21 protein-coding genes and 2 pseudogenes are annotated in these 20,925 nt (G+C 71.3%); 10 read left to right on the top strand and 13 right to left on the bottom strand.

Annotated features, from left to right (window positions below; translation table 11 throughout):
* Positions 1-109 precede the first annotated feature (109 nt).
* The 3 genes and pseudogenes from ACFY0K_RS27140 to ACFY0K_RS27130 form a co-directional block, all read left to right on the top strand.
* On the top strand, positions 110-541 hold the full coding sequence (locus ACFY0K_RS27140) for an Hsp20/alpha crystallin family protein (RefSeq protein ID WP_390642023.1): 432 nt from the start codon (positions 110-112) through the stop codon (positions 539-541).
* A 63-nt stretch (positions 542-604) separates the two neighbouring features.
* Positions 605-719 (top strand): annotated as a pseudogene (locus ACFY0K_RS27135) (DUF2267 domain-containing protein); the annotation flags it as partial.
* Between the two features lie 32 nt (positions 720-751).
* Positions 752-1,154 (top strand): annotated as a pseudogene (locus ACFY0K_RS27130) (DDE-type integrase/transposase/recombinase); the annotation flags it as partial.
* A gap of 312 nt (positions 1,155-1,466) precedes the next feature.
* Here ACFY0K_RS27130 and ACFY0K_RS27125 read toward each other — a convergent pair.
* Positions 1,467-1,841 (bottom strand): cupin domain-containing protein, encoded by a 375-nt coding sequence (locus ACFY0K_RS27125; RefSeq protein WP_390642022.1) that lies wholly within the window; start codon positions 1,839-1,841, stop codon positions 1,467-1,469.
* An 85-nt stretch (positions 1,842-1,926) separates the two neighbouring features.
* On the opposite strand from ACFY0K_RS27125, the gene ACFY0K_RS27120 reads away from it, so the two are divergent.
* On the top strand, positions 1,927-2,373 hold the full coding sequence (locus ACFY0K_RS27120; RefSeq protein ID WP_351962475.1) for a MarR family winged helix-turn-helix transcriptional regulator: 447 nt from the start codon (positions 1,927-1,929) through the stop codon (positions 2,371-2,373).
* A 170-nt stretch (positions 2,374-2,543) separates the two neighbouring features.
* On the top strand, positions 2,544-3,404 hold the full coding sequence (locus ACFY0K_RS27115) for an esterase/lipase family protein (protein WP_390642021.1): 861 nt from the start codon (positions 2,544-2,546) through the stop codon (positions 3,402-3,404).
* A 73-nt stretch (positions 3,405-3,477) separates the two neighbouring features.
* Here the strand turns inward: ACFY0K_RS27115 and ACFY0K_RS27110 are convergent, their stop codons facing one another.
* Complete coding sequence (locus ACFY0K_RS27110; RefSeq protein WP_390642020.1) at positions 3,478-3,696, bottom strand: hypothetical protein; 219 nt, start codon at positions 3,694-3,696, stop codon at positions 3,478-3,480.
* Between the two features lie 178 nt (positions 3,697-3,874).
* Between ACFY0K_RS27110 and ACFY0K_RS27105 the strand changes: the two genes are divergently transcribed.
* Complete coding sequence (locus ACFY0K_RS27105; RefSeq protein ID WP_390642019.1) at positions 3,875-4,324, top strand: GNAT family N-acetyltransferase; 450 nt, start codon at positions 3,875-3,877, stop codon at positions 4,322-4,324.
* 21 nt (positions 4,325-4,345) lie between these two features.
* Here ACFY0K_RS27105 and ACFY0K_RS27100 read toward each other — a convergent pair whose 3' ends face one another.
* Positions 4,346-4,480 (bottom strand): hypothetical protein, encoded by a 135-nt coding sequence (locus tag ACFY0K_RS27100; RefSeq protein ID WP_289918472.1) that lies wholly within the window; start codon positions 4,478-4,480, stop codon positions 4,346-4,348.
* Positions 4,481-4,615: 135 nt separating this feature from the next.
* Between ACFY0K_RS27100 and ACFY0K_RS27095 the strand changes: the two genes are divergently transcribed.
* Positions 4,616-5,230, top strand: a complete 615-nt coding sequence (locus ACFY0K_RS27095) for a class I SAM-dependent methyltransferase (protein WP_390642018.1) — start codon at positions 4,616-4,618, stop codon at positions 5,228-5,230.
* A gap of 6 nt (positions 5,231-5,236) precedes the next feature.
* Here ACFY0K_RS27095 and ACFY0K_RS27090 read toward each other — a convergent pair whose 3' ends face one another.
* Both ACFY0K_RS27090 and ACFY0K_RS27085 read right to left on the bottom strand, forming a co-directional pair.
* Complete coding sequence (locus ACFY0K_RS27090) at positions 5,237-5,746, bottom strand: DUF402 domain-containing protein (protein ID WP_390642017.1); 510 nt, start codon at positions 5,744-5,746, stop codon at positions 5,237-5,239.
* On the bottom strand, positions 5,727-6,656 hold the full coding sequence (locus tag ACFY0K_RS27085; protein ID WP_390642016.1) for a GNAT family N-acetyltransferase: 930 nt from the start codon (positions 6,654-6,656) through the stop codon (positions 5,727-5,729). Before ACFY0K_RS27085 ends, ACFY0K_RS27090 begins: the two co-directional genes overlap by 20 nt.
* Before the next feature lie 69 nt (positions 6,657-6,725).
* On the opposite strand from ACFY0K_RS27085, the gene ACFY0K_RS27080 reads away from it, so the two are divergent.
* Positions 6,726-7,097 carry a GntR family transcriptional regulator gene (locus tag ACFY0K_RS27080; protein ID WP_390642015.1) on the top strand — a complete coding sequence of 124 codons (372 nt, stop codon included), beginning with the start codon at positions 6,726-6,728 and terminating at the stop codon, positions 7,095-7,097.
* 237 nt (positions 7,098-7,334) lie between these two features.
* On the opposite strand, the gene ACFY0K_RS27075 is transcribed toward ACFY0K_RS27080, so the two are convergent.
* Positions 7,335-8,105, bottom strand: a complete 771-nt coding sequence (locus tag ACFY0K_RS27075; protein WP_390642014.1) for a DUF72 domain-containing protein — start codon at positions 8,103-8,105, stop codon at positions 7,335-7,337.
* 19 nt (positions 8,106-8,124) lie between these two features.
* A complete protein-coding gene (locus ACFY0K_RS27070) occupies positions 8,125-9,219 on the bottom strand; it encodes a DUF5925 domain-containing protein (RefSeq protein WP_351962484.1) in 1,095 nt (364 codons plus the stop codon).
* Between the two features lie 197 nt (positions 9,220-9,416).
* On the opposite strand from ACFY0K_RS27070, the gene ACFY0K_RS27065 reads away from it, so the two are divergent.
* Positions 9,417-10,841 carry a xylan 1,4-beta-xylosidase gene (locus tag ACFY0K_RS27065; protein ID WP_390642013.1) on the top strand — a complete coding sequence of 475 codons (1,425 nt, stop codon included), beginning with the start codon at positions 9,417-9,419 and terminating at the stop codon, positions 10,839-10,841.
* 27 nt (positions 10,842-10,868) lie between these two features.
* On the opposite strand, the gene ACFY0K_RS27060 is transcribed toward ACFY0K_RS27065, so the two are convergent.
* The 5 genes from ACFY0K_RS27060 to ACFY0K_RS27040 form a co-directional block, all read right to left on the bottom strand.
* Entirely contained in the window at positions 10,869-14,717 is a 3,849-nt protein-coding gene (locus ACFY0K_RS27060; protein ID WP_390642012.1) for a lipopolysaccharide biosynthesis protein, read from the bottom strand.
* Positions 14,710-15,510: a polysaccharide deacetylase family protein gene (locus tag ACFY0K_RS27055; protein ID WP_390642011.1), complete on the bottom strand. Its 801-nt coding sequence runs from the start codon at positions 15,508-15,510 to the stop codon at positions 14,710-14,712. The genes ACFY0K_RS27060 and ACFY0K_RS27055 overlap by 8 nt, the downstream gene beginning before the upstream one ends.
* Positions 15,503-16,492 (bottom strand): glycosyltransferase family 2 protein, encoded by a 990-nt coding sequence (locus tag ACFY0K_RS27050; protein WP_390642010.1) that lies wholly within the window; start codon positions 16,490-16,492, stop codon positions 15,503-15,505. The genes ACFY0K_RS27055 and ACFY0K_RS27050 overlap by 8 nt, the downstream gene beginning before the upstream one ends.
* A complete protein-coding gene (locus ACFY0K_RS27045; RefSeq protein ID WP_390642009.1) occupies positions 16,489-17,310 on the bottom strand; it encodes a glycosyltransferase family 2 protein in 822 nt (273 codons plus the stop codon). Before ACFY0K_RS27045 ends, ACFY0K_RS27050 begins: the two co-directional genes overlap by 4 nt.
* A gap of 425 nt (positions 17,311-17,735) precedes the next feature.
* Complete coding sequence (locus tag ACFY0K_RS27040; protein ID WP_390642008.1) at positions 17,736-18,179, bottom strand: hypothetical protein; 444 nt, start codon at positions 18,177-18,179, stop codon at positions 17,736-17,738.
* A gap of 297 nt (positions 18,180-18,476) precedes the next feature.
* Between ACFY0K_RS27040 and ACFY0K_RS27035 the strand changes: the two genes are divergently transcribed.
* Positions 18,477-19,280: an SGNH/GDSL hydrolase family protein gene (locus ACFY0K_RS27035; protein ID WP_390642007.1), complete on the top strand. Its 804-nt coding sequence runs from the start codon at positions 18,477-18,479 to the stop codon at positions 19,278-19,280.
* Positions 19,281-19,297: 17 nt separating this feature from the next.
* Here ACFY0K_RS27035 and ACFY0K_RS27030 read toward each other — a convergent pair whose 3' ends face one another.
* Entirely contained in the window at positions 19,298-20,920 is a 1,623-nt protein-coding gene (locus ACFY0K_RS27030; protein WP_390642006.1) for a serine/threonine-protein kinase, read from the bottom strand.
* Between the last annotated feature and the right edge of the window lie 5 nt (positions 20,921-20,925).

Genomic DNA, 20,925 nt, shown 5'->3' with positions numbered 1-20,925 from the left:
GTCATCGGGTCGACGACACCATGTTTGTCATCCATTGGATGACATGTTACAACGGTGTCAGTGCAGCGCATTGGCAGCAACTGCCCGAACCCGCTGGAGGTGTTTCACGATGTTGATGCGCACCGACCCCTTCCGTGAGCTGGACCGGCTGACGCAGCAGCTGATGGGCCCCGGCACCTGGTCGCGGCCGTCCCCGATGCCGATGGACGCCTACCGCGAGGGCGACCAGTACGTGGTGGCCTTCGACATCCCCGGCGTCAGCGCGGACGCGATCGACATCGACGTCGAACGGAACATGCTGACCGTCAAGGCCGAGCGCCGGCCCGTGGCGAAGGCCGACGACGTGCAGATGGACCTGTCGGAACGGCCGCTGGGCGTCTTCTCCCGCCAGATCGTGCTCGCCGACACGCTGGACACCGAGCACATCCAGGCCGACTACGAGGCGGGCGTGCTCACCGTGCGCATCCCGATCGCCGAGCGCGCCAAGCCCCGCAAGATCTCCATCGGCGTCGGCTCCGGCCACAAGGAGATCTCCGGCTGACACCGGCCGGCCCGGTGCGGAGGACAGGCGCCTGATCTCTCCCCTCCATCCCGGCCTCCGCACCCTGAGGAAGCCGAACGCGTGGCCCGCGTGGTGCTCCCCCTGCTCGGCGCACACCTGGTCGGCGAGGTCCGCGCCCGGCCCTCCGGCGCGCCTGCCGGAGGGCCTCGACCTGATCTGCCGGGGCAACGCTGGTGGAGCGCGGGCGGCAAGAGGCGTGGCAAGGGCAAGAAGGCCGGCCCGCCGGTGCGCGGCGACCTGGTCCGCCGTGAGTTCAGTGCTACCTGTGCGAACCGGCTGTGGCTCGCCGACATCACCGAACACGCCACCACTGAAGGCAAGCACTGCCTCTACGCGGTCAAGGACGTCTTCAGCAACAGGATCGTGGGCTACTCCATCGACGCGCGGATGAAGCCCCGCCTGGCCGCGGCCGCCCTGGACAATGCCGTGGCCCGGCGTGGAGACGTCGGCGGATGCATTCCGCACAGCTATCGCGGATCGCAGTTCCGCTCCCGGAAGTTCGTCGGGGCGCTCGACCGCCGCCGGAAGGCCGGACCGATAGGGAGGGCTGGCGCTGCGGGTGAACGCAGCCATGGAGTCCTTCTTCAGCGTGCCACGCCGGCCTCGAGGCCGCGTGACCGCACCTGTCACCCGAACGTCCGGCACCTCCCCACCCCTGGGATATGGCGTGCGGCGATCAACCGGAATGTGGGTGTGGTCCGGGAGGAAGACGGATGCCGAATCTCATCCGGGCTCCTATGCGTCCGTGCGCGCCACCGCCCGGGGGCCGGCCGCGTCACGATGGACACGCTCGGCAGATGCGCCTGCACACCACCGGCCGGATCGTCGGCCTGCCGGCGGGGACTCCGACCGGCCGCCCTGGCGAACTGACAGCGGCTCCGGGCTGAGGTCGGTCACCGGTACGTCAGTTGGCCCACGGCGGCACGATACGGCTGCCGTCGGCCAGTTCTGCCGCCAGGCCGACGGACGTGGTGACCCAGGTGAGCGCGGTGTGGTCGGTCGGGTTCTCGACGGCGAGAGTGGCGCCGGGGTTGACGATGACGGTGTCGCCGGCCCGGACACGGTCGGTGCGGCCGTCGACGGTGACCAGGAGTTCGCCGACCAGCAGGTGGAGGATCTCCTCCCGGTTGACGGTGTGGGCGGGCGCCCTGGTCCCGGCCGGTATCTCCCCGCGCCAGGCGCACAGTTCCTTGCTGCCGGTACGGGGAGTGGCGTACGAGACGAAACGGGCGCCGTGGATCTCGTGGGTGGTGGCCTCGGCGGAGCGGACGACGGGCACGGGTGCCTCCTGGCGACATGGTCAAGTGGGTTGACTATATGGTCAAGCTGCTTGACCTGTCTGTCAAGGGTGTTTCAATTCCCCCGTGCAGAACTCCGAGGCCATGGCCCTGTCCGCAGCCCTGCTCGCCGCAGCCGGTGAGCTGACCCAGCGCATCAACGACGGGGTCGTCGCGCGTGGCTTCGAAGGGATGCGGCCCGCCCACGGCTTCGCCTTCTCGCGGCTCGCCCCGGACGGGGCCACCGTCACCGAACTCGCCGCGCACCTCGGGGTGACCAAGCAGGCGGCGAGTCAGCTTGTCGACGACATCGTGCGCAGGGGGTACGCCGAGCGCCGGCCGCACCCCGGGGACGCGCGGGCGCGGCTGATCGTGCTCACCGAGCGGGGGTGGGCGTGCACGCGGGCCGCGGAGGAGGCGGCCGCGGAGGTCGTCCGGGGCTGGGGCGACGTGCTGGGGGAGGGTGGAGTGCGCGTGTTGTGGGACTGTTTGGCGCGTATCGCGCCCTATGGTCCCCTCAGGCCCAGCTGGTGACACCCCATCAGGCGGGTTGCGCGCGACCGGTTACTCGGAAGTTTTACCGACGCGTAACTTCACGCTTGCACTACTCGTCCGTAACTTGATGAGTGAACAGCATCCTTCGTGATCCGGATCACAGGGCGTAAGGCCGTCGTAACTCCCTTGAGCCGCAAGGAGATCACCCGATGCTGCCCTGGAAACGAGTGCTCAGACCCCTGACCGCGCTGCTCCTCGCCGCCGCCGTCGCCACCGTTCCCGCCGCCACCGCCCACGCCTCCAGTGCCCCCACCACCGGCTGGAACGACTACTCCTGCCGCCCCTCCGCCGCCCACCCCCGCCCGGTGATCCTGGTCCACGGCACCCTCGGCAACTCCGTCGACAACTGGCTCTCCCTCGCCCCGTACCTGGAGGACCGCGGCTACTGCGTCTTCTCCCTCGACTACGGCCAGCTGTCCGGCGTCCCCGTCTTCTACGGCCTCGGCCCCATCGGCCAGTCGGCAGAGCAGCTCTCCGCCTTCGTAGACAAAGTGCTCGCCGCGACCGGCGCCGCCAAGGCCGACCTCGTCGGACACTCCCAGGGCGGCATGATGCCCCGCTACTACCTGAAGTTCCTCGGCGGCTCCGACAAGGTGAACGCCCTCGTCGGCCTCGCCCCCGACAACCACGGCGCCACCCTCAGCGGCCTCACCAACCTGCTGCCGTACTTCCCCGGCGCCTCGGACCTGATCAAGGCCACCACCCCCGGCCTCGCCGACCAGATCCCCGGCTCCGCCTTCCTCACCAAGCTCAACGCGGGCGGCGACACCGTCCCCGGAGTGCACTACACGGTCATCGCCACCAAGTACGACGAGGTGGCCACACCCTGGCAGAGCCAGTACCTGAGCGGCTCCGACGTCCACAACGTCGCGCTCCAGGACCTCTGCTCGCTCGACCTCTCCGAGCACGTGGCGATCGGGCTCTTCGACCGGATCGCCTTCCACGAGGTGGCCAACGCGCTCGACCCGGCACACGCCACCGCCACCAGCTGTGCGTCGGCGTTCAGCTGAGCCGCCGCCCAACTGAACGCCGCCGGGGCCTGTCCGGCCTGAGCCGCCGGTCAGGCCCCGGAACCATGAGGCGTCAACGCCGCGGCGCCCGCCGCCGCACCGACAGGAAGAGCGCGCTGGAGCCCAGGGCCAGTGCGGCCGCCCCGCCGATCGCCAGGTACGGCGTGGAGCCGTCGCCGTCGGTCGCGGCCGTACCGGTGTGAGCGTTGTCACCGCCGCCGAGGTCCACGTCCGTGACCGCACCCACGCCGAGCGCGACGGCGACGGCGGCCTGACGGCGTGTTGCGGGCATGCGGGGACTCCTCGGAGCGGTCCTCGGGGCGGGCTCGGCCGGGCCGGATCCCGTGGGGGCGATCAGAAAGCTAGCCCCAGGAAACCGAGAAATCGCCTGCTGGGAGCGGGCGACGGAGATCCTTATGGTCGCCTTAAGGGAGTGTTCGGACTGCGCTGAGGTAGCTAGCGTTCACGCCATGACGAACGACGAGATCCGGCCCGCCCGGCCGGCCGACGTACCGGCCGTGAAGGCCGTGACCGACAGGGCGTACCACCACTACATCGCGCGGATCGGAGTGGTGCCGCAGCCCATGGAAGCGGACCACATGGCGAATGTGGCCGCGGGCCGGGTGTTCGTCGTCGGGGAGCCGGTGATCGGGCTCGTCGTCATCGAGGCCCACGACGACCACCTGTTCCTCGACAGCATCGCCGTCCACCCCGACGCGCGTGGGACCGGAGTGGGACGGCGACTGCTGGAGTTCGTGGACGCACGCGCGCGTGCGCTCGGCCTGCCCGAGGTCAGGCTCTACACGAACGCGCTGATGTGGGAGAACCAGGAGATCTACCCGAAGCACGGGTACGAAGTCGTCGAGCGGCGGGTGGACGGGCCGTACGACCGCATCCACTACCGCAAGCGGCTGGACTGAAGGGCGCGCATGGGCGCACGGTCAGCCGTCCGGCCACCAGGTGCGTGCGATGTCCTTCCGCACCTCCGGGCGTCCGGCGGGGCGCTCGTCGGCCTCCTCGCGGAGCCGGCGGCTGTCCGTCCTCTTCAGGGGCTTCTGCACGGTAGTGCGGCGCATGGCTGCCTCCTTCAGTGCCTACCGGGTTCCGCGTTGTCACGGAGATAGACGCTTTTGGCGAGAGTTGCTCATCGGTGGCGGTCTGTCAGTGGTCGCTGTCACACGAGTGTCAGTGGTGGGTGTCACGCTGGGGGCATGAGGAATGAAATTGATCGGACGGTTGCGGTGAGTGTCGACTGGGATGCCGAGGCGGCACGGTTCGACGAGGAGCCGGATCACGGCCTCGGCGTGCCCGAGGTCCGCGCGGCCTGGGCGGCGCGGCTGCGGGCGTGGCTGCCCGAGCCCCCCGCCGACGTCCTCGACCTCGGCTGCGGCACCGGCAGCCTGTCCCTCCTCGCCGCCGAGCAGGGCCACCGGGTCACCGGGGCCGACAGCTCCCCGGCGATGGTGGAGCGGGCCCGCGCCAAGCTGGCCGGCCGTGACGCGGTGTTCCTGCTCGGCGACGCGGCGGCACCGCCGGTGGGCGAGCGGCTCTTCGACGTCGTGCTCGTCCGGCATGTGCTGTGGGCGCTGCCCGACCCCGCGCGCGTGCTGCGGCACTGGCGGGGCCTGCTGCGGCCCGGGGGACGGTTCGTGCTGGTGGAGGGGGTGTGGGGGACCGTGACCCCGGTCGGCATACCCGCCGGCCGGCTCACCGCCCTCCTCGCGCCGCTCGCCGCGGACGTGCGCGTGGAGCCGCTGTCCGCGGTGGCGGCGCTGTGGGGGAAGGAGGTGGACGACGAGCGGTACGCGGTGGTGGCGACGGTGTGAGGGGTGTCAGGGGGCTTCGGCCAGCAGGGCGGCGAAATCCGGTTCCCGGGCCAGGGCCTCCAGCGAGTCGAGCGCGGCCACGGCCGCCGCCGCGGCCTGCGGATCCCGCGCCGCCAGCCCGCTCTCGGCGAACTCGTCTTCGTCCAGGCGGCGTACGTCCGTACCGTCGGCGGAGCGCCACAGGTCCAGGTCGAGGTCCTCGACGACCAGCCGGCCGCCGCTGAGCGTCGCCGGCCGGGTGACGTCGCAGTACCAGCCCTTGAGCATGCCGTCGGCGGCGCGCACCTCCTTCACCGCGTACCAGCGGTCCCGCCAGTAGAACTCGGTGAAGACATCGCCCTGTTCGAAGCGGACGAAGCCGAAGTCGCGTGGCGTGTCGCCGGCCCAGGGGGCGCGCACGGAGATCCGGGTACCGTCGTCGTTCAGCAGCTCGGCGGGGTAACGGATCTTCGTGCGGCCCGCCTTGACCAGCACGACGTCCACCGTGCCGGCCGGCTCAGCCGAGTTCGCGGACATATCTGACCTCCGTCGCGCAGATGTCGTACCCGAACCACTTGTTGACCGCGAGCATCGGGCCGTTGCCGCTGTCGTTGCCCGTGAACGCCTGCGTGAAGCCGGCGGCGCGGGCACGGTGCAGCGAGTCGTTCTTGGCGAGCTTGGCCAGTCCCCGGCCGCGGAAGGCGCGGGCCGTGCCGGTCATGACGGTGCCGTACCGGGTGCCGCCGTCGGTGCGGGCCGCGCTGAAGGCGGCGGGGCGGCCGTCGACCAGGACCACCGAGGTCAGCTCGCGGCTGAACAGCGGGTGCCGCCAGGTCCCGTCCAGCCAGGCCCGGTAGTCGGCGAACTCCGTGTCGATGTCACTCGGTTCGTCCCGCGTCGTCTCCGCGTCGAGGGCGAAGAGCGGGCGCGGGTCGTCGGCGAAGTCGTCACCGGTGCGCAGCTCCACACCGGGCGGGGGAGTCCGCAGCGGGGGGAGCGCGCCGTGCGCGAGGTCGAGCCGGAGGAAGTGGGCGGAGCGGCTCGCGGTGTAGCCGCGGCGCTCGGCGAAGGCGCGGTTGGACGGGGCGTCCAGCACCCAGGCGTACGAGGTGCGCGCGCCGACGGCCGACAGGTGCGCCTCCGCCGTACGGGCCAGGAGGGTGCCGGCGCCCCGGCCGGTGCGCTCCGGATGCACGTACACGTTGGCGAAGCCCTGGCCCGGCTCCGTGCTCTCGTGGGCGAGGCCGACCTGGGCGGTGCCGACGACCTCGCCGTCCTCCTCCGCGACCAGCTGGCGGAAGCGGGCGTCGGGGTGGGTGTGCGTGAGGTCGTGGACCAGGGACTCCGGGGTGAACAGCATGAAGGGGAGGGCGAGCTGCCGGACCCGGGCGAAGCCCTCGGTGTCGGACCGGACCTCGGGGCGCAGGTCACGCACGATCACTGTCATGGGGCGCACGCTATGCGGGACGTGTGCGGAATGCCTCTCATTTTCCGGCGGGTACGGGAGAATCGGGCCGTGACCTTGAAGATCCACATCGATGACGGCGCGCCACCGTACGAGCAGGTGCGGGCGCAGATCTCCGAGCAGGCTCGGGGCGGGGTGCTGCCGGTGGGGTACCGGCTGCCGACGGTGCGGGGGCTGGCCGAGTCGCTGGGCCTGGCGGTGAACACGGTGGCCAAGGCGTACCGGGCCCTGGAGACCGACGGGGTGATCGAGACCCGGGGGCGCAACGGCACGTTCGTCGCCGCGGCGGGCTCGGCCGCCGAGCGCGAGGCGTCGCTGGCCGCCCAGGCCTACGCCGAGCGGGCGCGGCGGCTGGGGCTGGCCGAGGAGGAGGCGCTGGCCGCGGTGCGGGATGCGCTGCGGGCGGCGTACGGCGAGGGTTGAGGGGAGCCGTACGGGGGCTGAGGGCAGCCCGGCACCGCCGGATTCCGCCGTACTGGCGGATCGCCGTTGCGGCGGGCAGAAGAGGGCCGGTGGGGGAAGAGCCGGTGGGAGAAGAGGGCCCAGTGGGAACGGCGGACGACGGCGGGCTTCAACCCCTTCCGCCGCGGTGGCGACCAGCCACGACGGCGGCGTCCGGCGGTGCCGTACTCCGCTCGGCCCGACACGGCGACCACGGCGTCACCTGCCGGTGCTCAGCTCCGGCGTCCTCGTCACCGTCAGTCCCGCCCGTTCCGCCGCCCTCCCGAAGGCCACCGCGTCCCGGACCGCCGCCCCGCCCGGGTCGTTGTTGAAGTACGTGTAGACGTCGGCCTTCTCGGGGTACGCCGTGGCGATGCGGTCGACCCACGTCTCCAGGGAGCGGCGGCCGTAGCGCGGCCAGGGGGTGGCCCGGCCCTCGTGGAAGCGGACGTAGGCCCAGTCGGCGGTGCGCCAGAGCGGGGTCACGGGGTGGGCCTGGATGTCGGCCCAGCACAGGGCCGCCCCCCGGGACCCCAGGACCTCGCGGGTCTCCGGCGTCCACCAGGAGTCGTGCCGGGGTTCGACCGCGACGCGGACCCCGCGGGGGAAACAGGCCAGGCAGGCGTCCAGCAGCGCCGGGTCCGCCCTGAGCGTCGGCGGGAGCTGGAGGAGGACCGGGCCCAGCCGGTCGCCGAGGCCCGCCGCGTGGGTCATCAGCCGGTCGACCGGCTCCTGCGGCTCCTTGAGGCGTTTGATGTGCGTGAGATAGCGGCTCGCCTTGACCGCGATCACGAAGTCCGGCGGGACCCGGTCCCGCCAGGACTCGAAGTTCTCGCGGGTCGGGAGGCGGTAGAACGCGTTGTTCAGCTCGACGGTCGTGAAGTGCCCCGCGTACTCCTCCAGCCACGAGCGCACGGGCACGTCGGCCGGGTACAGGACGCCCCGCCAGTCCCGGTACTGCCAGCCCGACGTTCCGATGAAGAAGGGCATACCTCCATCAAAGCACCGGCTAGAGGTACAGGCCCGCGTCCGCGCCCTCCCGCGCCCCCGGTACCGACGTCGGCGCCGTGCCCCGGCGCAGTGCGTACAGCTCCGCCAGGGTCGCCCCGTCCCGGCCCACCCCCTCCTCCGTACCGAGCCAGTTCACCGCCTCGCCGTGGGTCAGGGCGCCCACCTCGATCCGGGCCAGGCAGCGGCCGGGGCGCACCACCGCGGGGTGCAGCCGCTCCAGGTCCTCATTGGTGGTCACGCCGACCAGGACGTTGCGGCCCTGCCCGAGCAGGCCGTCGGTGAGGTTGAGCAGGCGGGACAGCGCCTGCCCGGCCGTGTGCTTGGCCTCGCCGCGGATCAGTTCGTCGCAGTCCTCGAGGAGCAGGAGCCGCCAGCGGCCCTTGCCGGCGCCGTCCTCCTCGCCGATCGCGATGTCCATCAGATAGCCGACGTCGGAGAAGAGCCGCTCCGGGTCGAGGACGCAGTCCACCTGGCACCAGTCCCGCCAGGACCGGGCGAGGGTGCGCAGCGCGGAGGTCTTGCCGGTGCCCGGCGGCCCGTGCAGCAGCAGGAGGCGGCCCGCGATGTCCTCCGGTGTCGTCTTCATCAGGCGGTCCATCGCGTCCGCGACCGGCGCCGTGTAGTTGGCGCGGACCTCGTCCCAGGTGCCCGCGGAGATCTGCCGCGTGGTGCGGTGCGGGCCACGGCGCGGAGAGACGTACCAGAAGCCCATCGTCACGTTCTCCGGCTGCGGTTCCGGCTCGTCGGCCGCGCCGTCCGTTGCCTCGTTGAGCACCTTGGCGGCCAGTTCGGCGGTGGTGGCGGTGACGGTGACGTCGGCGCCCCGGTTCCAGCGGGAGACGAGCAGGGTCCAGCCCTCGCCCTCCGCGAGCGTCGCGCTGCGGTCGTCGTCGCGCGCCACCCGAAGCACCCGCGCCTCCTTCGGCAGCAGGGTCGCCCCGGACCGCACCCGGTCGATGTTGGCCGCGTGCGAGTACGGCTGCTCGCCCGTCGCGAAGCGGCCGAGGAACAGCGCGTCGACGACGTCGGACGGGGAGTCGGAGTCGTCGACGTTGAGCCGGATCGGCAGCGTCTCGTGCGGCTTGGCAGACATGCCGCCATGATCTGTCACCGTGGCCCGCGGCGCACCCGTTTTCCGAAGTGGGAGAGGAGTGTCGGATGCGTACCGAGCTTCCGGAGTATCCCGAAGAGGTCACGCGCACGGCCCCCGAACGCCCGCGCCCCAGTGCCCGGCGGGCGATCCCCGATACCTGCCCCCGGGAGCGATTTCCGTCGATAGAGTCGTCCTTGATGGGACGTCATGGGTGGAATTCGGGGGCTCGGCGGTGGCGGCTCACCGCCCTGCTCGGGGTGGGTGTGGCCGCGCTCGCCCTGATCGTGACACTGGTCAGCACACTTCCCGGGGCAGGCGCCGACACCGCGGGCACGACCCGCGACGGCGACAAGGTGCACGGCACCCCCGCCACCCCGGCGGGCACCACCGGGCCGTCCGTGGGCTGGGGCTTCACGCACACCCAGTACAGCGCCGACGAGGGCAGTGCGACCGCCACCGGGCGGGTCGAGGACCGGCTCGCCCAGGACGCCGGGATGCCGCAGGACCAGGCGATCATGGGCTGGGGCGCCGACAACCCCGAACCGGTGAAGGGGCGTTACGACTTCGGGGCACTGGACCGGCGCGTCGACTTCATGCGCAGGTCGGGCGCCACCCCGGTGATCACCCTGTGCTGTTCCCCGGACTGGATGAAGGGCGGCAGGGCCGGGGTGGACAACACCGACTGGAGCCAGGCCGCCCTGGAGACCGCACCCACCCCCGACCACTACCAGGACTACGCCGACCTCGCCGCGACCGTCGCCAGGCGCTACCCGGACGTACGGCACTTCATCGTCTGGAACGAGTTCAAGGGCTTCTGGAACAACGCGAAGGGCCGCTGGGACTACGAGGGCTACACCGAGCTCTACAACCTCGTCTACAAGGCGTTGAAGGCCGTCGACAAGGACATCATGGTCGGCGGGCCCTACCTCGTCATGGACAGCTTCGACCCGCGTCAGACCGAGAACGCCTCGGCCACCCTCAAGGGTGACTGGGGCGTCATGGACCAGCGGGTCGTCGACGCCTTCGACTACTGGAACACCCACAAGGCGGGCGCCGACTTCGTGGTCGTCGACGGATCCAGCTACACCAACGACGACGACATGCTGCCGGACGAGTTCGCCGCCACGGAGAAGCTGACCTACGTCAGCGAGTGGGTGCGCGGTCGGACGCACGACCTGCCGCTGTGGTGGGCCGAGTACTACGTGGAGCCCGCCGACGGCCAGGACCGACGCGACGGCTGGACCGAGGAACACCGGGTCGCCGTCCAGGCCACCGGCATGATCGCCCTGGTCAGGGGCGGCGCCGACTCCGGCTTCTACTGGAACCCGGAGGACGGGAAGGGCGGCGACTGCGCCGGCTGCCTGTGGTCCACGACCGACGGCGGGGACGGCGGGCGGGCCCTGCCCATGTACGACCTGGTGTCGCGGTTCGGGAAGGCGTTCCCGCCGGGGACGAGGTACGAGACGGTCTCCGTCGCCCGGGACGACGTGCCCAACGTGCGCGTCCTCGCCAGCGACAGGACGGTCCTGGTGGTCAACACCCTCGGCCGGGCGATCAGTGCCCAGGTGGACGGCAAGCGGTTCGACATGAAGGCCTACGAGGTGAAGTGGCTCACCCGGTGAACCGGGTGAGCCACTTCGGCCGGCCTCCTACTTGAGCGTCAGGAACCGCTGCGCCAACGAGGCCAGCACCACCGCCAGCAGGGGCAGCGAGAACCAGAAGCTGCCCTGCAGCCAGCGCAGTTGACGCACCCCGGGCCGGACCGCGACCCGGACCACCTCGCGTGCCGTCAGCAGCAGGACCAGCGCGAGAGCGGCCAGACCGCCGATGACCGACCACGGCGTCCAGGTGATCCGCGGCCCGATCGGCCCCGGATCCGGCTTCGCCACCGCGCCCGCGGGCCGCGTCCGCAGCGCGTACATGGTCACGTCGTCGTTGACCAGGACCTTCGTCAGGTCCTGCCGGTCGTCCAGGTTCTGGAGCAGCCGGCTCTCCCAGGTCGCCGAGTAGCCGGCGTCCATCCGGAGATAGGTGACCTGGCTCCGGTTGATCATCAGATACGAGTTCGGACCGGCGTCCTTGAGCCCCTTGACCAGGCTCGACACCAGCACCGGGTCGGTCGGGGCGAGCGTCGGCACGTAGTCGACCCGCTCCATGTCCTTCGCGCCCCAGGGGATCGCCGGGGTGACGTCGTTGACGGTGTCGTTGCTCAGCCACAGCAGCCGCACCGTCGGCCTGTCGTGGGCGTACACGTAGTCCATGGCGGCGACCTCGCCGGGCCGGACCCGCTCGAAGGACTCGTTGCCCCAACGGGCCACCAGGAAACCGCCCATGAGCAGCAGCCCGGCCAGCAGCGCGGCCACCGGCGCCAGGCTGATCCGGTCCTTCTCGCGCTCCTTCGCCGTGGCCCCGGTGCGCGGGAACAGGGCGAGCCCGGCCAGCAGGGCCGCGCCCGGCACGGCGAACATGAAGACGCGCAGCGCCATCTCGCCGCCGTACGACTGCATGCCGAAGCCCAGGAACGGGACGAAGGTCAGGACCAGCAGGGAACGCTCGCGGTACCGGTGGAAGCGGCGGCGCCACCAGCCCCAGACGGCGAACGCCATCATGCTCCCGGCCAGCAGGACCCGGACGTACAGGACCAGCTTGTGCGTCGAACTGCCGCCCTGGATACGGCCGGAGACCGAGGTGGAGACATTGCTGCCGACCCCGCCGACCCCGCCGAACAGCTCGTTGAAGTGTCCCGACCAGTACGGCTCGGCCATGAAGCCCAGCCAGACGGCCGCGACCACCCCGAACAGCAGCGGCAGCCCACGCAGTTCGGACCGGCCGATCAGCACCAGGACCGCCAGCACGCCCAGCATCACGAACGGGGTGAGCTGGTGCGCCGGCACCGTCGCCGCGTACAGCCCGACCAGCACCATGAGCAGCACGGCCTGCTGACGGCGGTTCGTCGGCTCGACCTCCGCCTCGCCCGGCCGGAACCTGGCCCAGACGACGTGCGGGGCACGGAACCAGACGAGCAGGATCGCCACGAACATCAGGTAGAGCAGATAGGTGAAGCCCTGCGGGGAGAAGTAGTCCTGGCCGACCCAGCCGCACAGCACGAAGATCCAGATACCCGTCCACTTCGCCCGCCAGCTCGCCCGCAGCGACCGCACGAGCAGGAACATCGGGGCCAGGTAGGCGAGCTGGATGAACGTCGGCCACCAGCGGATGACCTCGGTGAAGTCCGTGACCCCGCACGCCCGGCCGAGGAACGCGGCCGCCGCGAAGAAGCCGGGCCAGCTCCAGCGGGCGTCCAGGTCGGGCACGGCCGAGCCGGTCCGGTCGATGTAGTCGATGAACCCGAGGTGCTGCCAGGCGGTCGGGAAGCGCGGCTCCGTCTCGATCACGGCGGGCAGCGCGTGCAGCGACACGACCGTCGCCAGCACCGTGACCAGGAGCAGCGCCTTGTGCTCCCGGCGCAGCCACAGCAGCGCGGCGAACACCGTGACCAGCAGCGCCGCCCCGGCCAGCGTCGGCAGCGGCAGCACCGAGATCAGCCCGAGCCCGCCCATCCGGTTCAGGTCGGCGTCGTCGAGCCGGGCCGCCGGCACCCAGTAGAGCAGCAGGGCGGCGGCCAGCAGACAGCCGAGGAGGACGCCCGTGCGGGTGGGCGTCAGCCGCTCCCGCAGCGAGCGCGCCGACGCGGACCCGGGCCCCTCCGGAACCTCGTCGGGCCCGTCCGGCTCCTCCGGCTTCTTCGGTACGGCAGCCTTCCCGAACGGCGCGTCGACCTCCGCCTCCCTGAGCAGCGAGGCCTCGGCGGGCCCCAGCGAGGACTCCGCGTGCGGCTCCCTCTCCTCCACCGGCAGCCCCAGGTTCCGCGGCGGCCGCAGTGCCCACGTCGGCCGGTCGTCCGGCCGGACAACGGGCGTACCCGTGGGCGGAGTTCCCGGCCCCGGCCGGACGTCCGGCCGTCGCTCCACATGGTCGAAGTCCACATGGATGCCGAGGGCGAGGGTGTCGGTGTCCAGCGCCCAGGCCGGACCCCGCCTGCGCGGGGCGGCGGACGGCGCCATGGGGGTCCCCCCGCCCGAGCGAAGCCGAGAGGGGGAGAGCGCCCCCAGGTCGGCGAGGTCCCCGTCCGGCGCGGCGTCCGCGGGGACCTCGGCCGGTGCGGCCCGCAGCGTCCGCCACAGCCGGGGCGCCGCGATCGCCACGATCACCGCGAGGCTGGAGATCTCGGCCACGCCCGCGCCGGTCAGCCCCATCCGGGGCAGGAGCAGCAGGGTCAGGCCGAGGACCAGCACGCACAACAGCCCCTGCAGCCAGGCCAGGCCCGCGGTACGGCTCTGCGCGCGCAGCACCGCGAAGTACGTCTCCATCACGACCCGGAGCAGTGCCCCGACCGCGAACCAGCGCAGCAGCGGGGTCGCCGCGTCCGCGTAGCCGGGCCCGAACACGCCGAGGATCCAGGGCGCCCCGAAGAACAGCAGCGCGCAGATGGGGATCATGATCCGGGCCATCCGCTTCAGCGCGGCCCGCGCGTTGCCGGCCAGCCGGGCCGGGTCGTGCGAGCCCTCGACGGTCAGCGAGGCGCCCATGTTGATGGCGAGCAGGTTGGTGGTGCCGCCGATGGTGGTGGTGATGTAGAAGTACGCGTTGTCCTCGGAGCTGACCTGCGAGGCGATGATGACCGGCACCAGGTAGACCACGGCGAGGGAGAACAGCGAGCCGGTGTAGTCACCGGCCAGGAACCGGCCGATCTCCCCGAGCGTGGGCGGCTTCGCGTGGTCCGCGGTCGCCTCGACGTGCCGGGGCACCAGACGCCGGAACACCAGCCAGCCCAGCGGCACGAACGAGGTGGCGATCGCGGCGACCCAGGAGACGAAGACACCGGCCACCGGGATCGCCGCCGCGAACGCGACGAGCAGGGCCAGCTTGACGGCCGAGAACACGGTGTTGCCCACCGGTACCCAGGGCGCGTTGCGCAGCCCGGTCAGCACCCCGTCCTGGAGCGTGAGCAGGTTCCAGGCGATCACCGCCACGACGAACCCGAACCCGGGCAGCGGCCCGTGCAGGAAGCGGTACGACGGTCCCCAGACGCCCAGCGTCATCAGGAAGACACCGGCGGCCAGCGCCACGATCAGCGAACTGCCCGCGTAGGTACGGAAGATGAGCGTGCCGGTCTGGCGTCCGGCGACCGGGATGAAGCGGGCCAGGGCGCCGGTCAGGGTCACCGCGGTGAGCCCCGCGAGGAGTTTCATGGCGGCGATGGCGGCGGAGCCCTGGCCGACGGCCGACTCGGAGTAGTAGCGGGCCGCGGCCAGCCAGAACCCCAGGCCCAGGACCGCCGAGATGCCGGTGTTCAGCATCAGCGCGTAGGCGTTCCTGAAGAGCGGACTGGCTCCGGACGAGCCGCCCCGGCCGGGCAGGCGAAGGCGGCGCCCCGACTGCTCGGGCGCCGCTGTGTCGGGTGTGCCGGCCTCTGTTGTGGTGGTCGTGTCAGACACGGGAACGAATGGCCTTCCGGCGGACCTGGCGTGCTCTGCGGAGAACGGCGTACCCCTTGGTGAGGGCACGGTCCCTGGCGAAGTTGCGGGCGATCGAACGGCCTTCGAGCAGCCGTACGAACTCCGCGGCGTCCGTACTGCGGCGCACGGTGACGCGCTGCAGCGCGAACGGACCCTGACGGCGGCGGGCGAGACCGTTGCCGACGGCGAGCGCCTGGGTGTACCCGGCCGCCCGCACGGCCTGCCGGACCCGGCGGCTGGAGTAGCCGTACGGGTAGGCGAACGAGGCCGGAGGCGCGCCGAGTTCGTCCGTGACGATCTCCCGGCTGCGCACCAGTTCGGTGCGCAGCCGGTCGTCTTCCAGCTGGTCGAGCTGCGGGTGGGTGTGACTGTGCCCGCCGATCTCGCAGCCGGTGCCCGCGAGTTCGCGTACCTGGTCCCAGTCGAGCATGGCGTCGAGGCCGCCTCCGGTGTCGTACGCGCCCCTGATCCAGCCCGTCGAGACGAACAGCGTGGACACGAAGCCGTGCTTGGCGAGCACGGGCAGGGCGTGCCGGTGGACGCCCTCGTAGCCGTCGTCGAAGGTGATGAGGACGGGACGGTCGGGGAGCGGGCCGCCGTCGCGCCAGCCCGCCGCCAGATCCGCCGTGTCGATGGGCGTGAGGCCCAGGTCGCCGACGAGTGCCATCTGCTCGGCGAACGCCTCCGGCGCCACCGACAGCGCGCGGGTGGCGTCGTTGGGTGCGGTCGCGACCGAGTGGTACATGAGGATCGGGACCGGGGCCTCAGCCATGGGAGCCCTCCTCGATCCGGGCGACGGCGAAGGTCGCGCCGCCCCGCCGGGCCCGCACGCTCCCCACCACGTAGCCGCCCGCCGCCGTGAGCACCCCGGCGACGATCGCGCCCGCCCGGCCGGCGCCGCCGGGCCGGGCCAGCAGCGCGTCCCGCAGGCCACGAGCGACCCCCGCGGGCAGCACCCGCGTGGTGTACCGGCGTTCGGACTCCAGGCCCTTGCCGGCGCCCACGCTGCGGGCGACCAGGGCCTTGGAGAGGCCCTCGGCGTAGGCGCGGGTGCGGAAGTACCCGAAGTGCTCGCGGACTTCCGGGACCCGGTGGTGGATCACCGCGCGGTCGTCGATGAGCAGCACGGCGTCCGGGCGGGCCCGGGTGAGCCGGATGCACAGCTCGGTCTCCTCGCAGCCCAGCGGGCGCCTGTCGCCGTCGCGGCCGATGCCGGTGGCGAAGCCGCCCGCCGCGTCGAAGGCCGTGCGCCGGAAAGAAGCGTTTCCGCCGAGGACGTTCCGGACCCGGACGCGGCCCGCCGGCAGCCCCCGGTAGGTGCAGCCGACCACCCAGTCGAACTCCTCCGGGAACCAGTCGGGCCGGCGGCCCGAGGCCCAGATCGGCAGGGTCCGGCCGCCGACCGCCATCACCTCGGGGTCGGCGTACCCCTCGGCGAAGCGGCGCAGCCAGTCCCGCTCGGCCACGGCGTCGTCGTCGAGGAAGGCGATGACCTCGCCGTAGGAGGCGGCGATGCCCGTGTTGCGGCCCGCGGACAGGCCGCGGGGGCCCGCGTTGGCGAGCACCCGCACTCCGGTGGCCTCTTTGTACTCCTCCGTGAGCCGTTCCAGGAGCGCCGGGTTGTGGTCGACGACCAGCAGGGTCTCCAGCGCCGGATACGACTGGGCGCGCACCGAGGAGACCGCCGCGAGGATGTCCTCCCAGCGGTCCTCGGTGTACACGCAGATCACGACGGAGATGTCGGGATCGCTCAAGACGACTCTCCCTGGCCCGTGGTGAGCATCGGGGAGTGCCGCACCTGCCGGCGCAGGTCACGCCGGTTGGAGCGCTCCTTCAGGATCACCTTGAGCACGCGCAGCCCGTCGCGTACGGCACGCAGGTTGCTGGTGCCGTGGATGCGGAGGTACTCGTAGCTCGGGATCTCCTGCACCTTCAGGCCCGCCTTGACCACCCGGATGTTGATCAGGGTCTCGATCTCGAAGCCGGTGCAGTCGAGGTCGATCTTGTCGAGGCAGTGCCGCCAGAAGGCGTTGTACCCGTAGCAGAGGTCCGTGTAGCGGGCGCCGAACTTGCGGTTGACGACCGTGCACAGCGCCCAGTTGCCGAGCTTGCGGATGAAGGTCATGTCGTCCGTGCCGCCGCCGTTGGCGAAGCGCGAGCCCTTGGCGAAGTCGGCGCCCGAGACCAGGGCGGAGACGTACGACACGATCTCGTGACCGTCGGCCGAGCCGTCGGCGTCCACCATGACGATGATGTCGCCGGTGCACGCCTCGAACCCGGTGATGAGGGCATCTCCCTTGCCCTTGCCACTCTGTTCGACGACTTTCACGTCAGGCCACAACTCCCGCGCCACTTGCACGGTGTTGTCGGTGGAATTACCGTCCACCAGGACCACTTCGTGTATCCAGGCGGGAAGTGTCTTGAAGACGTAGGGGAGATTCTCCGCCTCATTCATGGCGGGAATCACCACACTCACCGGCGGTGTGATCGCCAGGTGCGATGAGATCGGCCGGTATTCCGTGGCCATGAACGGATCTTGGCCCGAAGTCGGCTGACGCAGAACAGAACTCACGAGTCTTGTCCCTCTCGTCCGGTGGACCGCCCGCCCCATGGGCGGCCCGCTTTGGTGTCCGGTTCGAAAGGGGGGTTCTACTCACTCGTGGCACGGAAAAAGGATCTCCGTATCCGCAGGTGAGCTGGCAAAGTTGCCCGGTCTGCCGCAGAACGGCAGCCGGTCGCGCGGCACGACTCGGAAACGACAGTGGTCACAGGAGAAACCAAAGTGGTCATTGCGGTCACCGAGCACGGCACCCCCCTACCGCGCCCCGCCCCGGAACATCGCGGTCCTGAGCCCTCCCCTGGAGCCGCTGGATGATGATCCGAATGCGGGTGAGATGTATGACGGTATTGACGATTGAACCAGTATGGCAAGTCCCGGAACTGGTTCTCACGTTTTTATTGGTTTGGCCGTTACGAAACTTTGGCCGACCCTGCTCTTCAACTCGAACGGGTTTTCCCGGTTCGCCGGGGCATCCGTTTGAGAATGCGTTCCACCGGTCGCAGGAGTACCAGCAGAAGCAGCAGAAGACTGATCGCGGCCACGGCGACGATGCCGCCGCGCCAGGACCAGTGGTGAGTGGCGAGCATCCCCTGGGCGATCAGCATGTCCAGGGCGACGGCACCCGCCAGCGAGGTGAGCGCGCGGGCCGGCGGATCGAGTCCGCGCAGTGCCGCACCGATCGCCGCGGCCGGCGCGGCGAGCAGGAAGAACAGCGCCAAGGGCCCGCGCAACAACGCGCCCGAGTCGGTGAGCGCCAGCAGCGCACCCGTCCCCGCGACGGCCGTCGCGGCCCCCGCGAGCAGGGGCCCCAGGTCCCTCCCCGGTCCTGGCCGTGCCCGTTCGCCCGCTGTTGAAGATGTCTTGAGACGTATGGTCTGCATGACCGACTTTGCCCCCCAAGGCGTCGGATGCCGGGCTTCAATGTCGCGCAGCCGAACGGAGGGCGTCAAGCGGATCTCCGGACATGACCGTTCCCCAGAGACGCCTGATGCCTCCGGGGAACAAGTCGCTCGATTTCGGTGTGTTCCGGTGATCGATTACGACACGGGCTTCAGGGGCTCGTGCCTCCCGAAGGGCTGTCAGGTTGAACTCCTGAACAGTTTTGGCATGGACACTTCCCGTCAACACGCGTAGTTGCTACGACAGTTATGGCAGAGATCCTGCTAAAGGGAGGTTCCATGAGACGTTCCCGAATTACGGCATACGTGACTTCACTCCTCCTCGCCACCGGCCTCGCCCTCACCGGGGCGGCCGCGTCGCAAGCGCAGGCCGCGACCGGCGGCTATGTGGCACTCGGCGACTCGTACGCGTCCGGCGTCGGCGCCGGCAGCTACATCAGCTCGAGTGGCAGCTGCGACCGCAGCACCAACGCCTACCCCTACCTGTGGAACGCCGCCCACAGCCCGTCCTCGTTCTCGTTCCTCGCCTGCTCGGGCGCCACCACCGACGACGTGCTCTCCGGCCAGCTCGGCACGCTCAGCTCCTCGACCGCCCTGGTCTCCGTCACCATCGGCGGCAACGACGCGGGCTTCGCCGACGTCATGACGACGTGTGTGCTCAGCTCCGACAGCACCTGCCTGTCCCGCATCAGCACCGCCGAGGCGTACGTCGACTCCACCCTCCCCGGCAAGCTCGACAACGTGTACGACGCGATCAGCGCCAAGGCCCCCAACGCCGAGGTCGTCGTCCTCGGCTACCCCCGCTTCTACCTGCTGGGTACGACCTGCCTCGGCCTCTCCTCGACCAAGCGCACCGCCATCAACAACGCCGCCGACTACATCGACACCGCGATCGCCAAGCGCGCCGCCGACCACGGGTTCACCTTCGGCGACGTCCGCAGCGCGTTCTCCAGCCACGAGATCTGCTCCGGCAGCTCCTGGCTGCACAGCGTCAACTGGCTGGACATCACCGAGTCGTACCACCCCACCGCGTCCGGCCAGTCCGGCGGCTACCTGCCGGTGCTGACCAGCAACGCGTCCTGAGCTCCAGGTCCTGAGCCCTAGTACGAACCAGAGGGCGAAGGCGAAGCGGAGGCCCCGTCGGTCGGGGTCTCCGTCGTTTTGGTGCAGGTGACCGAGAACGGCACCGAGTTGGACGTCGTCTCCACCGGACTGCGCACCTCGACGGCGATCGCGTCGCTCAGCGTCCCGCTGTCGGACCAGGTCGTCACGGTCACCTGCGTCTGCCGGGTCCTCCCGCCGCCGTCCGGGAAGGACAGCGTCTTCCAGCCCTGGTCGTCGAGCTTCCCGTTCTTCAGCACCCACCGGTACTGCACGTCCTCGGGCACGCTCCCCACCGTGAACGTCGCGGTGAACGTGGGCGCCTGCGCCGTCGACGGCGGACAGGCCCCCGAGTAGTCCGTACGGGACCCGGCCACCCTGACCTTCACGCTCTGCTCGGGCGCGCTGCTGCTCGCGGACGCCGACGGGGACTTCGACGCGGCGCGGCTGCTGTGGCTGGGCGCGGGGGAGCTGAGGTTGCTGGCCGACTGACGCGCCCCGGCGTTGTCGCCGCCGTCGCCGCCGTTGCCCCCGTTGAGGAGGGCGTACGTCAGGCCGCCGAGCGCGAGGACGACCAGCACCAGCCCGATGATCAGCACGGTACCGGCCCTGCGGTCGCCGCCGCGGCCGTTGGCGGGCGGCCGGTTGTCCGCCGGGGTGGGCATCGGGGGCGTCGGGGAGAACGGCCGGGTCTGCCGGGCGACGAGGGTCGGCGCCTCGTACGGTCCCGGGACCGGGACCGTGGCGGCCGTGCTCGGGGTGCCCCCCGCCGCGACCAGCCGCAGGTCCCGCTCGGCCTGTTCGGCGGAGATCCGCGCTGCCGGGTCCTTGCGGAGCAGCCCCTCGATGACGGGGGCGAGCGGTCCGGCCCGGTACGGCGGCGGCAACTCCTCGTCGACCACGGCCCGCAGCGTGCTCAGCGGGGTGTCCTGCCGGAAGGGTGAGGCGCCCTCGACCGCCGCGTACAGCAGGACGCCCAGCGACCACAGGTCGGACTCGGGACCGAACGCCCGCCCCAGCGCCCGCTCCGGGGCGAGGAACTCCGGTGAGCCGATCACCTCGCCGGTCATGGTCAGCGCCGAGCTGCCCTCCACGGTGGCGATCCCGAAGTCGGTGAGCACCACCCGGCCGTCGTTCGACAGCAGCACGTTGCCGGGCTTGACGTCCCGGTGCAGCACCCCGGCGGCGTGCGCGGCCCGCAGCGCGGACAGCACCTCGGCGCCGACGCCGGCCGCCCGCTGCGGGGACATCGGCCCCTCCGCCTCCAGCACGTCGGCGAGGGACACGCCCGGGATCAACTCCATGACGATCCAGGGCCGTCCGCCCTCCATCGCCACGTCGTACACCGTCACCACGTTGCGGTTCGCGACCCGGGCCGCGGCCCAGGCCTCGCGCTCCAGGCGGGCGTACATCCGCTCGACGTCCGAGCCGGGCAGCCCGGCGGGCGCCCGCACCTCCTTGACGGCGACGTCACGGCCCAGCACCTCGTCACGGGCCCGCCACACGGTGCCCATGCCGCCCTCGCCCAGCGGGGACAGCAGTCGGTAGCGGCCCGCGATCACTCGCTCACGGCCCGGCTCTTCGGTCACGGGTGCCCCCCACGGCAGCTCGCGCGAATTCATCACAA

The organism is Streptomyces sp. NPDC001507, from assembly GCF_042894765.1.
Lineage (GTDB): Bacteria > Actinomycetota > Actinomycetes > Streptomycetales > Streptomycetaceae > Streptomyces.
Note: the sequence above shows the minus strand (reverse complement) of the source record. Positions and strands in the feature narration are given on the sequence as shown.